Raw genomic sequence first — 15176 nt, forward strand, 5'->3', positions numbered from 1 at the left:
GGGATTGATGTATCGAGTTCGATGGAATAACGTCGATGAGGAGGCCGGAGGGCACGAAGCCCTCCGCACACAAAGGGGGAGAACCATGACCGAGGCCATGACCACGACCACGCCCGAGACCGTCGGCACGCTCGACGCCCCCGGGGCGGTCCTGCACTACCAGGTGCGGGGCACCGGCCCGACGCTGCTGATCTCGCAGAGCGGGGAGGGCGACGCCGACCGCAGCACCGACCTCGTCGACCGGCTCGCCGACTCCTACCGCGTGATCACCTACGACCGCCGCGGCCTCTCCCGCAGCCGGCTCGACGCCCCGGAGCGGGGAGCGACGCTGGTCGAGCACGCCGACGACGTCCAGCGCCTCCTCGCCGCACTCGCCGACGCGCCCGCCCTCGTGCTCGGCTGCAGCCTGGGAGCCGTCATCGGGCTGCACGCGGCCGTGCGCCACCCCGGGCTCATCCACACGCTCGTCGCCCACGAGCCCGTCGCCCCGCGCCTGCTGCCCGACCAGGAGCGCGCCCGGCACGAGCGGGAGCTCATCGCCCTCCAGGACCTGTACGGCCGGGGAGGTCTCGGCGCCGTGCTGCCGGAGATCGCCCGGACCCTGGGCATCGACCCCACCGGCGCCGACGCCGAGCCGAACCTGACGCCCCAGCCGATGAACGCCCGGCGGATCGCCAACTTCGACCACTTCATCCGCCACGACTTCACCGCGGTCGTCCACGACACGCTCGACACCGCCGCACTGACGGACACCGGCACCCGCATAGTCCCCGCCGCCGGCCGCACGACCCCGCGCGCGGTCTTCGACCACGCCTGCGCGACCTCCCTGGCCGAGCTCGTCGGCCACGAACTGGTGGAGTTCCCGGGCGGCCACAACGGCAACACCAGCCACCCGGAGGCCTACGCGGCCCGCCTCCGCCAGGTCCTGGAGGGGACATGCTGAGCCACTGCGGACCGCGCGGCTCACACCTCCACGAGCAGCTCCTCGAAGCCCCGGATGACGTACCCCGGCTTCCACACCGGGTCGGCCGCGAGCCGGAGGCCCGGCGCCTGCCGGAGCAACTCGCCGAACACGGAGGTCAGTTCGAGGCGGGCGAGCGGGGCGCCGAGGCAGTAGTGGATGCCGGCGCCGAAGGTGATGTGCGGGTTGTCGGCCCGTTCGAGGTCGAGGACGTCGGCGGTGGGGCCGAAGCGGGCGGGGTCGCGGTTGGCGGAGCCGAAGAGGAGGGCGACCTCGGAGCCGCGCGGGAGGGTGACGTCGCCGAGCTCGATGTCGTCGAGGACCCAGCGCTCGAACATCTGGAGCGGGGTGTCGTAGCGCAGAAGTTCTTCCACAGCTGTGGACAACTTTTCGGGCTCCGGACGGACGTCCTGCTTGAGGAGGGTCCACCAGCCGTTGACCGTGGTGTTCACGGTGGCCTCGTGGCCCGCGTTGAGAAGCAGGACGCAGGTGGAGATCATCTCCTGTTCCGTCAGCTCCTCCACCGCGATCAGGGACGAGATCAGGTCCTCCCCCGGGTCCTTCCGCCGCCGCGCGATCAGCTCCCGCAGATAGTCCGAGAACTCGACGGAGGCCCGGACCGCCCTTCGGGCCGTCTCCTCCGAGGGGTTCAGCTCGAACATCCCGCAGATCGCCGCCGACCAGGGCCGCAGCATCCCCCGCTCCTCGTCCTCCTCCGGAATGCCGAGCATCTCGGCGATCACCGCGACCGGCAGCGGCTCGGCGACGGCGGACAGCAGATCGCCGCCGCCCGCCGCCACCAGGTCACCGACGAGCCCGGCGGCCAGGCGCCGTACGGTCGGCGCCAGGTTCTCCACGGTCCTCGGCGTGAACGCCTTCGACACGAGCCGCCGGATCCGGGTGTGGTCGGCCGCCTCCAGATCCAGCAACCCGTGGTCGTTGAGCGTGTGGAAGGGCTCGTACGCGGTGTCCGGAGGCGTCCGCCCGAACTCCTCGTGCGTGAAGCGATGGGTGTACGTCCGGCCCAGGCGCCGGTCCCTCAGCAGCGCGGACACGTCCTCGTAGTGCGGGATCAGCCACTGCCGGGTGGGCCCGTGCCAGTGGGCCCGGCCGGTGGCGCGCAGCCGGGCGTAGGCGGGATAGGGATCGGCGACGAACTCCGCCGACCAGGGGTCGTACACAGCGTCAACAGCGTCCATGCCCGGACGCTACCCCCCACCCCCACGCCCCGCCCCGGACCGCCTCCACCACGAACGCGAACCGCCCCCACCCCGCAGCCGCCTCAGCCACCCGCACCGCCCCCACCCCGCAGCCGCCTCAGCCACCCACCCGCACCGACTCCACCGCGCAGCCGCCTCAGCCACGCGCCGGGCTCGACCACCCACTCACACCGACTCCACCCCGCAGCCGGCTCAGCCCCCACTCGCACCAGCCCCGCCGCGCGCCGGGCTCAGCCGCCGACCCGTACCAATCCCGCCTCGTACGCGAAGACCGCCGCCTGGGTGCGGTCGCGCAGGCCCAGTTTCACCAGGATGCGGCTGACGTGGGTCTTGATCGTCGACTCGGCGACGACGAGGTGGTCGGCGATCTCGGCGTTCGACAGGCCCTGGGCGATGAGGACGAGGACCTCCGTCTCCCGCTCGGTCAGTTCCCCGATCTGGGCCATCGCCGGCGGGCGCGGAGACGCTCCCGGCGCCTTCGCGAACTCGGTGATGAGCCGCTTCGTGACGGTCGGCGCGAGCAGCGCCTCGCCGGACGCGACGACCCGCACGCCCTCCGCGAGCTGCCGGGCGGAGGCGTCCTTGAGGAGGAAGCCGGAGGCCCCGGCGCGCAGCGCCTGGTACACGTACTCGTCGAGGTCGAAGGTCGTCAGGACCAGCACCTTCGCGTCCGCGTCGGCGGCGACGATCTCCCGGGTGGCCTCGATGCCGTTCAGCTCGGGCATCCGGATGTCCATGAGGACCACGTCGGGGCGGAGGGCGGCGACCTGCGCGATCGCCTCCCGGCCGTTGACCGCCTCGCCGACGACCTCGATGTCCGGCATGGCGCCGAGCAGCACCGAGAAGCCCTCGCGGACCATCATCTGGTCGTCGACGATCAGTACACGGATCATGCCTGCTGCTCCTCACGGCTCACGGGGACGAAGGCCGCCACCTCGTAGCCACCGTCCTCGGTCGCCTCCGCCGTCATCTCCCCGCCCAGCATCGTCACACGCTCCCGCATGCCGGTGATGCCGTGGCCGGCGCCCATCAAATGGGGCGGGCGAAGCCCTCCTTGAGGGGTGCTGGCCGGGTGACGGGTGGGCTTGACCAGGCCGCGCGCCGGGCCGTTGGCGATGCGCAGCCCCAACCCCCCGAGGACATAGCTGACCTCGACCTTCGCGGACGCGCCCGGCGCGTGCCGCAGGACGTTCGACAGGGCCTCCTGGACGATCCGGTACGCGGAGAGCTCCACGCCCTGCGGCAGCTCGCGCACCGCGCCGGTCACCGTCTTCGTCACGTCGAGCCCGGCCTCGCGGACGTTGTCGACGAGGACGTCCAGGTCGCCGAGGGTCGGCTGCGGGGCGTCGGGGGCCTCGTAGTCCTCGGCCCGTACGACCCCGAGGATGCGGCGCAGTTCGGTCAGCGCGGCGACGGCGTTCTCCCGGATGGTGAGGAAGGCCTGCTCCAGCTCCGGCGGCGGGTTCTCCACCCGGTAGGGCGCGGCCTCCGCCTGGATGGCGACCACCGACATGTGATGGGCGACGACGTCGTGCAGCTCGCGGGCGATGGTCGTCCGCTCCTCCAGGACGGTCCGCTTGGAGATCTCCCGCGCGGTGACGGTCTGCTGGGCGGAGACCTCGCGGTCGGCCTGGCGGCGGACCTGGAAGACGGTGACGGTGAGGAGGACGAGGGCCGCGACGAACAGCAGCGGGACCGAGTCGGAGCTGCGCCCGATCCCGAGGAACATCTCGGCGAAGAGGCAGTAGGCGGCCGTCACCACCCACATCCACGCGGCCGTACGGGGCCGGGTGCGGGCGGCGACGACGGCGAGGACCACCAGATGGGCGGCGAGCGAGTTCGCCGCCCAGGGCCAGCCGGCCTCGTAGCCGGCGATGTATCCCACGAAGGGGGTCGACGCGAGCGAGGCCCAGAAGGCGAGGACCGGCCGGACCAGGGTGAGCAGCACGATCGCGGCCGGCGCGGCGCTGGTCACGAACGCCAGCAGGCCGAAGGCGTAGTAGATCCGGTCGTACCCCATGGCGAAGACGATCACGGCGCAGAACGCGACGAAGGCGTGCGGGAGGAGGCCCGCGTAGATCCGTATCCGCTCCGGCAGGAACCGGGTCGGCCCCCGTTCCACGTCCATGCGCGGCAGGGGTCGGTAGGCGAAGGCGTCGTGGAAGAGGTCCGCGCGCAGCCCACCGAGCGCGTCCTGCGCCAGGCGGAGCTCGGGGCTGCGGCTCGTCTCGGTGGTCTGCGTCTTGGTCACGCGAACCACCGTACGGGCGGTGGGGGACCCGGTCGTCCCGCTGGATGCGGATCCTTCCGGGTCCCCCTTGAGGACTAGGGCAGGCCTCAGGCGACGCTGTTGAACTTGGTGCCCTCGCCCGCGTACAGGTTCGTCGTCAGGCGCGTGAACGGCGCCGTGGCCGAGCCGGTGGACTTGTAGACGTACGTGCCGCCCGCCCCGTACCCGATCAGGTCCGGGCGGCCGTCGGCGTTGACGTCGCCGGCGCCGACGAGCTGGGAGAAGGCGCCCCAGCCGGAGCCGATCCTCACCCGGGGGGAGAAGTTGTTGGCGCTGTCGCCCTGGTAGAGCCACAGGACACCGGAGGCGTCACGGGCGACCAGGTCGCCGGCGGACGAGCCGGCGATGTTGCCGACGGCCGTCAGCTGGTTGTAGACGCCCCAGCCGCCGCCGACCCTGACCCGCGTCGTGAACGGACGCGTGGCGGAGCCGGTGCCGCCGTAGAACCACAGCACGCCCGAGGCGTCCGCGGCCAGGAGGTCGGGCCGGCGGTCGCCGTTGAGGTCGGAGCCGCCGGTGAGCTTGGTGTAGCCGCCCCAGCCGCCGCCGACCTTCACACGGCCGGCGAAGCTGCCGTCGCCCCTGCCCTGGTACTGCCAGAGGTAGCCGGAGCCGTCCAGGGCGACCAGGTCACCGGCGGACGAGCCCGCGATGTTGCCGACGGCCTCGATCTGCTTGTACGTGTTCCAGCCCGCGCCGATCCTGGTGCGCTGGGCGGTCTTGATCTTGCCGTCCACCGGACGGTCCCGCAGGTCGTCGCGCCACAGCACACCGGCGGAGTCCCGGGCGAGGACGTCGGTGGAGCCGTTGTCGTTGAAGTCGTGCGGGTTGGCGGTGCGGGTGACGTTCATGAGCCAGCCCTGGTGGACGGGCTCGCCGGTGCCGTCGGCCAGAGTCGCCTCCGCCTCCACCGCGTACGTGCCGTTCGGCGCGTCGACGCCGTCGATGACGCCGTCCCAGACGAAGGAGAACCGCGTGGCGATCTCGGGGGTCGTCAGACGCTTCTTGAACTCCTTGCCGGTGGCGGTGTGCGTGAGCGTGACGTCCACGTAGGCCTCGGGACGCGACAGCGTCCAGCCCAGGGTCACCTTGCCGCCGGTCTGGTCGAGGTTCACCGCGTCGGGGACGTGGACCTGCTGGATCGCCAGCGGCTTCTCGGGCACCATGCCCGTCTCCGCGACCTTGGTGACGGTCGGGGCGCCGTCCGCACCGGCCGCGACGCGGAACAGTCCGTCGCCTTCCCCGGCCCGGCTGCCGAGCAGCACCGCGGTGCCGTCGGACGCGAACGAGTAGCCCCTGGTCGTGATGCCGAGGTCGACGGCGTCTCCGCCGGTCAGGGAGACGGCCCGGGCGGGCTTCGACGGGTTGCCGTAGACCAGGCGGTCGCCCACGAGCTCGTGGTACCACTCGCCGTCGCGGGCACCCAGGACGGTCTTCTTCCGCTCGCCCGTCTTGCGGTCGACGGACGTGACGTACAGCCCGCTGGTGTTGTCGTAGTCGACCCAGGCCACGTGCGAGCCGGAGAACATCAGGCTGGTGAAGCCGTGCCCGGACTCGGCCGAGTCGTACGTCTCGGTCACCGTCCCGGTCTTCAGGTCGACCAGGGCACGGCCGCCGGTCCGCGCGGCAGCCGGGCCGGTCGCGTACCCGACGAGGACGGTGTCGTTCGTGACCGCCGAGGCGCTGAACTCGTCGGCGTCCGCCGGCAGGCCCGAGATCTTGCGGGTGGTCGTCGTGGCGCCGTCCTTGGTCACGACCTGCAGCTCCGCCGTGCCGTCCTCGTGCGTGATCTGCGCGAGGACGCTCGTCGGGCCGAGCACGGCCACGTAGGTGCCGTTCAGCGCGCCGAGGTCGATGGACACGGCGGGAGCGGCCGGGTCGGCCATGTTCCGCAGGGTGATCTGGCGCATCTTGAGGGTCCAGCCCGCGTCACCGAGGACGACCACGTCGCCGTCGGTGGTGAAGCCGCCGTTCTCCGGCACCCGGAGCGGGGTGGACTCCCCGCCGTCGTACGGCGTCCAGAGCAGGATCTTGTTGGCCAGCATGTCGTAGGTCGAGCTGAGGAAGCCGGTGGCGCCCACACCGCCGAAGTCGGACCCCTGGGGGAAGACGGGAAGGGCCGAGGCGGCCTCGGTCGCCGTGACCGCGGCCGGCGTCGCCGCGAAGGCGGCCGGAGCGGTCGCCAGGGTGCCGGCGCCGACGGCCGTGACGGCGAGGACGGCCGTGACAGCGGTGGCGAGACGGGTGCCGGTGGTGCGGAGCTGCAAGGTGAAACCCCCACGAGAAAGATCGGACACGATGGTGCGCGCCCGATCAGACTCTCGATCGACTCGAAGGGTTGTACGAGTGACTGTGGGGGAAATCCGGGCTCACCACGCCAGTTGGGCGATCTCCTCCGCCACCACCGCGCACGCGTCCGCCGACGGGTCGATCAGCGGGAAGTGGCCGACCCCCTCCAGGAGCGTCAGGCCGACCTCCTCGCCCGCCTTCGACGCCGCCTCCGCGTACGCCTCGGCCACGGCGTACGGGACGACGATGTCCTCGCGGCCCTGGACGACGGTGGTCGCGATGCCGGTCGGGAGGAGGACGGAGGGGTCCGTGGAGGCGGCGCGCGCCGCGTACTCCGCCTCGCCGCCCAGGAGTTCCGTGACCGCGCCGCCGCACACGCCCAGCTCCACCGCACGCCCGAAGTGGGAGATCGGGGCGAGGGCGACGACCCCGCGCAGCTCCTGCGGGGCGGGCAGGCGCCAGGGGGAGCCGGCCGGCAGGACGTGCCGGGCGGCGGCCCACAGCGCGAGGTGGCCGCCCGCCGAGTGGCCGGTGAGGACGGTCCGCCGCGGGTCGGCCTGCGGGAGGTGCGCGGCGGCCAGGTCCTGCACGGCGTCCAGGGCGGCGGCCACGTCGTCGAAGGTCTCCGGCCAGCGCCCGGCGACCGGGGCCGTACCGCCCTGGTGGGGAAGGCCGGGGCCGCGCCGGTACTCGACGCTCGCCACGGCGAAGCCCCGGCGGGCCAGGAAGTCCACGAAAGGAGTCAGGTGCTGCCGGTCGTACGGTGCCCGCCAGGCACCCCCGTGCAGGGCGACGACGAGCGGGGCCCGGACGCCCCCGTCGCGCGGGGCGTAGAAGTCGACCACCTGGTCCGGGTGGTCGCCGTACGCGGCGGTGGCGTCCGGGGCGACGGCCGGGTGCGAGAAGGCCGACGCCTCTTCGGCGGCATCGCGCGCGGCGGGGTCCGGCATGCTGTTCCAACCTCTCGGATACGCGGCCGAATTGGCCTGACCTGCGGGGACGGTACCAGCACCGGAACCCCCGCAGATCGGCCGATGATCAGACCTGCCGAAGAACCTCCGCCAAGGTCCTCGCCGCCCGCTCCGCGTCCGCGAAGCCGACGTACAGCGGGGTGAAGCCGAACCGCAGGATGTCGGGGCGGCGCAGGTCCCCGACGACCCCGCGCTTGATCAGCTCGGTCATGACGGCGGGCGCCTCCGCGCAGCGCAGCGCCACCTGGCTGCCGCGCTCGGCGTGCGCCCCGGGGGTCACGGAGGTGACGCGGCCCTCGGGGACGTACGCCTCGACGCACTCCAGGAAGAAGTCCGTCAGGGCGAGGGACTTGGCCCGCACGTCCTCGACCGCGACCCCGTCCCAGACGTCGAGCGCCGCTTCGAGGGCCAGCGTCGAGAGGATGTCCGGGGTGCCGACCCGGCCCCGGAGCGCGCCCGGCGCCGCCTCGTAGCCGGGGGTCATGCCGAAGGGGTCGGCGTGCGAGTTCCAGCCGGGCAGCGGCGAGTCGAAGGCGGCCTGGTGGCGCTCGGCGACGTACAGGTACGCGGGCGAACCGGGGCCGCCGTTCAGGTACTTGTAGGTGCAGCCGACGGCCAGGTCGACCCCGTGGGCGTCCAGGCCGACGGGCAGCGCGCCCGCGCTGTGGCACAGGTCCCAGACGGCGAGCGCGCCCGCCGCGTGGAGCGCGGCGGTGAGCCCGGGCAGGTCCTGGAGCCGGCCCGTGCGGTAGTCGACGTGGTTGACGAGCGCGAGGGCCGTGCGGCCGCTCGCCGCGGCCGCCATGTCGGCCGGGTCGCAGGGCACGATCTCGTGACCCGTCATCCGTGCCGCGGACTGCGCGATGTACCCGTCCGTGGGAAAGGTCGTCGCGTCGACGAGGATCTCGTCCCGGCCGTCACCGCTGATCCGGGCCGCGGCGACGACCGCCTTGAAGACGTTCACGCTCGTCGAGTCGCCGACCACGATCTGTCCCGGGGCGGCGCCCACGATCGGGGCGATCCGGTCGCCGATCCGCTCCGGCGCGGTCCACCAGCCGGACTCGTCCCAGGAGCGGATGCGCAGCTCGCCCCACTCGCGGGTGATGACGTCGGCCATGCGGGCGGGGACGTGCGCGGGCAGCGCGCCCAGCGAGTTGCCGTCGAGGTAGACGGTCCCCTCGTCGAGGGCGAACTTCGCGCGGTGCCCGGCCAGTCCGTCGGCGGCGTCGAGCTCCAGAGCCCGGCGCGAGAGGTCGTCAGACATGGCTGCGGGCCGTCCAGAGCTCGGGGAACACGTTCTTCTGGGCCCGCTTCTCCAGCCAGGCCACGCCGGCGGAGCCGCCGGTGCCGGTCTTCGCGCCCATCGCGCGCCGGGTCGCGACCAGGTGGTCGTTGCGCCAGCGCCAGATCAGCTCGGCGACGTCGCTGAGGGCCTCGCCGAGGCGGACGAGCTCGCCGTTCTGGTCGGCTTCCGCGTAGATCCCGGCCCAGACCTTCTCGACCTCGGGCGAGGGCTCGTACCGCTGCGCCAGGTCGCGGCCGAGGACCTCCTGCGGGACGGGCAGGCCGCGGCGGGCGAGGAGCCCGAGGACCTCGTCGTACAGGCTCGGCTCGTGCAGCGCCTTCTCCAGCTCGGCGTGGACGCGGGGCGCGCCCCGGTGCGGGACGAGCATGGACGCGGACTTCTCGCCGAGCAGGAACTCCATCCGCCGGTACATCGCCGACTGGAAGCCGGAGCCCTCGCCGAGCGCCGCCCGGTAGGCGTTGAACTGGCCGGGGGTGAGCTGCGCGAGCGGGCGCCAGGAGTGGTTGAGCGCCTCCAGCTCGCGCACGGAGCGCTTGAGCGCGTCCATCGCGACGGGGATGCGGTCCTCGCGCAGGGCGCGGCTCGCGGTCTCCCACTCGTGGACGATCACCGTGAACCACAGCTCCATGACCTGGGTGGTGACCAGGAAGACCATCTCGCCGGGGTCGTCCGAGCGGAGGTGCTGGAGGTGGGTGAGGACGTCCGCCTGGACGTAGTCCTCGTACGGCGTCGTGCCCGCGAAGTCGAGGTTCGGTGCGTCGACGACCGATCCGGCTCCGGAGGCATCGGGAGAACCTGGGAAGGCTGACATTTCTGTCTCCTCGATACGTGCTACCGGGTAGCGGTCCGCTCCACCGCGCGCGCTCTGCGGCGCGCCACGGGAGCTCCGGTCCCCTCGGGAGGCGCGCGCCTTCGCGCACGTCCCAAGCGCATCATGACACGAATCGGAGTTCGATCAACAGGTACGCCCTTCCCTCCGCAGCAGGAGGAAAGGGCGTTCCGCGAGGAGTTCCGGCAGGATCCGGAAACGTCAGCCGAGCGTCTCCGCCGCGGTCTCCGAGGAGTCCCGCAGGAAGGTCGTGCAGCGCTCGTACTCGTCCTTCTCACCGATGTCGCCGGCCGCCCGGGCGAGGGCGTGCAGCGCGCGCAGGAAGCCGCGGTTCGGCTCGTGCTCCCACGGCACCGGGCCGTGGCCCTTCCAGCCGTTGCGGCGCAGCGCGTCGAGGCCGCGGTGGTAGCCGGTACGGGCGTAGGCGTACGACTCGACGACCGAGCCGCGCTCGTAGGCGTCGTCGGCGAGCCGGGCCCAGGCGAGCGAGGAGGTCGGGTACTTCGCGGCGACGTCCGCCGGCGCCGTGCCGTTCGCGAGCAGCTCGCGCGGACCCGGGTCGTCGGGCAGGTGGGTGGGGGCCGGTCCCCCCAGGAGGTTCTCGTGGATGGCCATGGGCCCCAGTCTGCCTCAGGAGCCTCCGCCTGGCGCCGCGTCCCGCCTCAGGAGCCTTTTCCGGTGGGCCGCGTCCTGTCTCCCAGGGGCCCTCGCCGGTGGGCCGCGTCCTGTCCCCAGGGGCCCTCGTCGGCGGGCCGCGTCCCGCCTCAGGAGCCCTCGCCGGTGGCCACGTCCCGCTCCCCCGGGTCGAGCGGCGGGGACTGCACCCCGCAGTGGACCTTGCACTCCGGGTGGCATTCCGCCGACGCGGCCGGGGTCCGCAGGGTCGTCCAGGCGAGGACCGCGCCCACCACCAGGATCCCCGCGCACATCGGCATCGCCCGCCGGAACGTCGCCCCGAACTCCTCCGCCGAGCGGTACGCCTCCGGGCCCATCCCGGCGAGCAGCGGCAGCGCGGCCACCGCGATCAGCCCGGCCGCGCGGGCGGCCGCGTTGTTGATGCCGCTCGCGAGGCCCGCCCGGGACACGTCCACCGAGGCGAGGACGGTCGCGGTCAGCGGCGCGACCAGGGTCGTCATGCCGAGCCCGAGGACGAGCATCGCCGGCAGCACGTCGGTCACGTACACGGCGTCCTCCCCGACCCGCAGCATCAGCAGCATCCCGCCGGCGCACAGCAGCGGCCCCACGGTGAGCGGGATCCGGGGCCCGATCTTCTCCCCCAGCTCCCCGGACCTCGCGGAGAGCAGCAGCATGAGCACGGTCGTCGGCAGCAGGGCCATGCCGGCCTGCAGGGCCGAGTAGCCGGAGACCACCTGGAGCTGGAGGGCCGCCAGGAAGAAGAAGCCGCCGAACGCCGCGTACACGCAGAGGGTGACCAGGTTGACCGCGGTGAACATGCGGGAGCGGAAGATCGACGGCGGCACCATCGCCCGCTCCCCGCGCCGCCGCTCCACCACCACGAACCCGGCCCCGACCACCACCCCGGCGGCCCCGGCCCACCAGGCCGCGCCGATCAGCGCGTACGTGACGAGCGCCAGCGCCGCCGCGCCCAGGACCGCGCCGAGCACGTCGAAGCGGCCGTGCGCGGCCTCGTCCCGGGACTCCGGGACGTGCCGCAGGGCGACCGGGACGCAGATCGCGGCGAGCGGCACGTTCAGCAGGAACACCCACCGCCAGCCGGGACCGTCCACCAGCCAGCCGCCCACGAACGGCCCGATCGCCGCCCCCACCCCGCCGAAACCGGACCACAGCCCGACCGCCCGCGCCCGGTCGTCCGGGTGGAAGCTCGCCTGGATCAGCGCGAGGGAGCCGGGCGTGAGCAGCGCCCCGCCGACGCCCTGGAGGGCGCGGGCCGCGATCAGCACCCCGGCGCTCGGGGCGAGCCCGCACAGCAGGGAGGCCAGGGCGAACCACGCCACCCCGACGACGAAGACCTTCCGCCGCCCGAACCGGTCGCCGAGCGAGCCCCCGAGCAGGATCAGCCCCGCCAGCGTCAGCATGTAGGCGTTGACCGTCCACTGGAGGACGGCCAGGTCGGCGCCCAGGTCCTCGCCGATGTGCGGCAGGGCGACATTGACGACGGTCGAGTCGAGCAGCGCCATCCCGGAGCCGAGGACGGTGGTGAACACGATCCACCGGCCGGTCCCGGAGGCCATCCGCACGTCCCGCACACCCGCAGCCACACCCATGCCTGCATGGTCCCGCGAAGCGGGGGCCTCCGCGCGCCGGGTTCAGGCCGTACGCAGCCGGTTCGCCGCGCGGACCAGCGCGTCCACGCCCCGCTCGGCCTTGGCGCGGGGGCAGCCGACGTTCAGCCGGACGAAGCCGGGGGTGCCGTAGACCCCGCCCGGCATGATCGCGACCTTCTCGACCGCCACCAGCTCCTCCTGGAGCCGGGCCTCCTCGATGCCGAGCGCCCGCAGGTCGATCCAGGCCAGATAGCCGGCCTGCGGCGGGTCCCAGACCACGCCCGGGAGGTCCGCGAGGCGTTCGCGGACCATGTCCATGGTGCCCGCCACGTACGCGCGCAGCTCGTCCAGCCAGGCCGCGCCCTGCCGGTAGGCGGCGATGTGCGCGGTCAGCGAGAGGACGGCGGGCGAGGCGAGGCCCTCGCCGGTCTCCATGCGCCGGATGAACGCCTCGCGCTCGTCGGGGTCGCCGATCATGCCGTACGAACCGGAGAGGGCGGGAAAGTTGAAGGCCTTGGTGCCGGAGGTGACCAGGGCCCAACGGCGGCCCCGGCCCGGTTCGGCGATCCGCGTCCAGGGGACGTGCCGGTGGCCGTCGGACGTCAGGTCGGCGTGGATCTCGTCGCTGACGACGGCGGCGCCGTGCCGCTCGGCCAGCTCGGCGAAGACGGTGAGCTCCTCCTCCGTCCACACCCGGCCGGTCGGGTTGTGCGGGGAGCAGAGCAGCAGCATCCGGCTGTCCGGCCGGGCCAGCTCGCGCTCCAGGGCCTCCAGGTCGCCGACCGGGACGCCCCGCAGCTCGCGCCCGAGCCCGGTGACGGCCTTGCGGAAGCCGTCGTACGTGGGGGTGTGGACGACGACGCCGTCGCCGGGCGCGGTCCACATCTGGAGGAGCTGCGAGAGCTGGGAGAGCACGGAGGGCGCGTACACCAGCGTCCCGGGGTCGATCTCGGCGCCGTACCGGCTCGCGTACCAGTGGCGGATCGCCTCGCGGAACTCCCCGAGCCGCCAGTCCGTGTAGCCGAAGACCCCGTGGTCGACGCGCTCGCGCAGGGCCGCGAGGACCTCCGGCGGGGAGGCGAAGTCCATGTCGGAGATGGTGAAGGGCAGCAGGTCGGAGACGCCGAAGCGGTCCGCGATGCCGTCCCACTGGACCGACCAGGTCCCATGCCGGTCTATCTCCCGGTCGAAGTCGTACGCCATGGATCACCCTCCAGACATGGCGAGGGCCCGGCACCTCACCAGGTGACCGGGCCCGTCGCTCACAGGCTTACTTCAGCTTCGTGCCGGCCGAGCGCAGCGCGACACAGGCCTCGCCGACGCGGGCGGCCATGCCGGCCTCGGCCAGCTTGCCCCAGGTGCGCGGGTCGTAGGTGGACTTCTTGCCGACCTCGCCGTCGACCTTCAGGACACCGTCGTAGTTGCGGAACATGTGGTCCACGACCGGGCGGGTGAAGGCGTACTGGGTGTCGGTGTCGAGGTTCATCTTCACGACGCCGTTCTCGAGGGCGGTGGCGATCTCCTCGGCCGTCGAGCCCGAGCCGCCGTGGAAGACGAAGTCGAACGGGTCGGCCTTGCCGAACTTGGCGGCGACGCCGGCCTGGAGGTCCTTGAGGAGCTCGGGGCGGAGCACGACGTTGCCCGGCTTGTAGACGCCGTGGACGTTGCCGAAGGACGCGGCGAGCAGGTAGCGGCCCTTCTCGCCCAGGCCGAGGGCCTCGGCGGTGCGGATGGCGTCCTCGACGGTGGTGTACAGCTCGTCGTTGATCTCGTGGCTGACGCCGTCCTCCTCGCCGCCGGTCGGGGTGATCTCGACCTCAAGGATGATCTTGGCGGCGGCGGCCTTCGCGAGCAGCTCCTGGCCGATGGCCAGGTTGTCGGCGAGGGTCTCGGCGGAGCCGTCCCACATGTGCGACTGGAACAGCGGGTTCTCGCCACGGGCGACGCGCTCGGCGGAGACGTCGAGCAGCGGACGGACGTAGCCGTCCAGCTTGTCCTTCGGGCAGTGGTCGGTGTGGAGGGCGACCGTGATGTCGTACTTCGCGGCGACGATGTGCGCGAACTCGGCCAGGGCAACGGCGCCCGTGACCATGTCCTTGTTGTACTGACCGCCCAGGAACTCGGCACCGCCGGTCGAGATCTGGATGATGCCGTCGCTCTCGGCCTCCGCGAAGCCGCGCAGCGCAGCGTGCAGGGTCTGGGACGAGGTCACGTTGATGGCCGGGTAGGCGAACTTGCCTGCCTTCGCCCGGTCGAGCATCTCGTTGTAGACCTCGGGGGTTGCGATGGGCATTCGTCCGCTCCTTGTGATGTGCGGGGTGTGTGCGTTGCTGTCCCTGACCTAGGGGCGACGTCATCGTCGCGGCCCATCTTTCCAGACTCTTGTACGGGCTCCCACGGGCGCGGCATGCCGAAGGGCGGGGTGTTTCACGTGAAACACCCCGCCCCTGGGGAAAAACGCAGGTCAGGACCGTTCTGGCCGGGGTCCCGGACCTAAGTCACGACTTCGCGGCGGTTACGCCAGGCCGAGCTCGTCCAGCGCGTACGCGTAGAGGTACGGAACGCCCGCCGTGCCGCTGATCTTCTCGCCGGCTCCGGTGGCCCGGTCCACGATCGTGGCGACGGCGACGACCTCGGCGCCGGCCGCGCGCGCCGCCTCGACGGCGGTCAGCGGCGAGCCGCCGGTGGTGGAGGTGTCCTCGACGATCAGGACGCGACGGCCCTTGATGTCCGGGCCCTCGACCTGGCGCTGCATCCCGTGGGCCTTGGCGGCCTTGCGGACGACGAAGGCGTCGAGCCGCTCGCCCCGCGCGGCGGCGGCGTGCAGCATCGACGTCGCGACCGGGTCGGCGCCCAGCGTCAGGCCGCCGACCGCGTCGAAGTCGAGGTCCTTGGTCAGTTCGAGCATGACCTGGCCGACCAGCGGCGAAGCAGCGCCGTCCAGCGTGATCCGGCGCAGGTCCACGTAGTAGTCGGCTTCCAGACCCGAGGAGAGGGTCACCTTGCCGTGCACCACGGCCTTGTCCTTGATCTGCTGGAGCAGCTCAGCGCGTACGTCAGTCAT

Annotated in this window: 13 protein-coding genes; 1 reads left to right on the top strand and 12 read right to left on the bottom strand. The window is 72.7% G+C overall.

Annotated elements, in window-relative coordinates; translation table 11 throughout:
• Nucleotides 1-85: 85 nt before the first annotated feature.
• Nucleotides 86-943: an alpha/beta fold hydrolase gene (locus tag ACFYUS_RS14810; protein WP_388850666.1), complete on the top strand. Its 858-nt coding sequence runs from the start codon at nt 86-88 to the stop codon at nt 941-943.
• A gap of 20 nt (nt 944-963) precedes the next feature.
• Here ACFYUS_RS14810 and ACFYUS_RS14815 read toward each other — a convergent pair whose 3' ends face one another.
• From ACFYUS_RS14815 to pyrE, 12 genes are all read right to left on the bottom strand, one after another.
• Complete coding sequence (locus ACFYUS_RS14815) at nt 964-2160, bottom strand: cytochrome P450 (RefSeq protein ID WP_388850669.1); 1197 nt, start codon at nt 2158-2160, stop codon at nt 964-966.
• 251 nt (nt 2161-2411) lie between these two features.
• Complete coding sequence (locus ACFYUS_RS14820; RefSeq protein WP_388850671.1) at nt 2412-3074, bottom strand: response regulator; 663 nt, start codon at nt 3072-3074, stop codon at nt 2412-2414.
• Nucleotides 3071-4441, bottom strand: coding sequence for a sensor histidine kinase (locus tag ACFYUS_RS14825; protein ID WP_388850675.1), 1371 nt, complete (start codon nt 4439-4441; stop codon nt 3071-3073). The genes ACFYUS_RS14820 and ACFYUS_RS14825 overlap by 4 nt, the downstream gene beginning before the upstream one ends.
• Before the next feature lie 77 nt (nt 4442-4518).
• Nucleotides 4519-6738 carry a hypothetical protein gene (locus tag ACFYUS_RS14830; protein ID WP_388850678.1) on the bottom strand — a complete coding sequence of 740 codons (2220 nt, stop codon included), beginning with the start codon at nt 6736-6738 and terminating at the stop codon, nt 4519-4521.
• A 102-nt stretch (nt 6739-6840) separates the two neighbouring features.
• Nucleotides 6841-7710 (bottom strand): alpha/beta hydrolase family protein, encoded by an 870-nt coding sequence (locus ACFYUS_RS14835; protein ID WP_388850681.1) that lies wholly within the window; start codon nt 7708-7710, stop codon nt 6841-6843.
• 88 nt (nt 7711-7798) lie between these two features.
• Nucleotides 7799-8995 (bottom strand): kynureninase, encoded by a 1197-nt coding sequence (kynU, locus tag ACFYUS_RS14840; RefSeq protein WP_388850684.1) that lies wholly within the window; start codon nt 8993-8995, stop codon nt 7799-7801.
• Entirely contained in the window at nt 8988-9848 is an 861-nt protein-coding gene (locus ACFYUS_RS14845) for a tryptophan 2,3-dioxygenase family protein (RefSeq protein WP_388850687.1), read from the bottom strand. The genes kynU and ACFYUS_RS14845 overlap by 8 nt, the downstream gene beginning before the upstream one ends.
• A gap of 219 nt (nt 9849-10067) precedes the next feature.
• Complete coding sequence (locus ACFYUS_RS14850) at nt 10068-10481, bottom strand: DUF3151 domain-containing protein (protein WP_388850690.1); 414 nt, start codon at nt 10479-10481, stop codon at nt 10068-10070.
• 149 nt (nt 10482-10630) lie between these two features.
• Entirely contained in the window at nt 10631-12112 is a 1482-nt protein-coding gene (locus ACFYUS_RS14855; protein ID WP_388850693.1) for an MFS transporter, read from the bottom strand.
• A gap of 42 nt (nt 12113-12154) precedes the next feature.
• Entirely contained in the window at nt 12155-13315 is a 1161-nt protein-coding gene (locus tag ACFYUS_RS14860) for a MalY/PatB family protein (protein WP_388850695.1), read from the bottom strand.
• A 67-nt stretch (nt 13316-13382) separates the two neighbouring features.
• Complete coding sequence (gene fbaA, locus ACFYUS_RS14865; RefSeq protein ID WP_388850698.1) at nt 13383-14405, bottom strand: class II fructose-bisphosphate aldolase; 1023 nt, start codon at nt 14403-14405, stop codon at nt 13383-13385.
• Nucleotides 14406-14627: 222 nt separating this feature from the next.
• The gene (gene pyrE / locus ACFYUS_RS14870; protein WP_041129971.1) at nt 14628-15176 is read right to left on the bottom strand and encodes an orotate phosphoribosyltransferase; all 549 of its coding nucleotides are present in this window, start codon (nt 15174-15176) and stop codon (nt 14628-14630) included.

The sequence above is a fragment of the Streptomyces sp. NPDC004284 genome (genome assembly GCF_042874035.1).
In the GTDB taxonomy this organism is placed as follows: Bacteria; Actinomycetota; Actinomycetes; order Streptomycetales; family Streptomycetaceae; genus Streptomyces.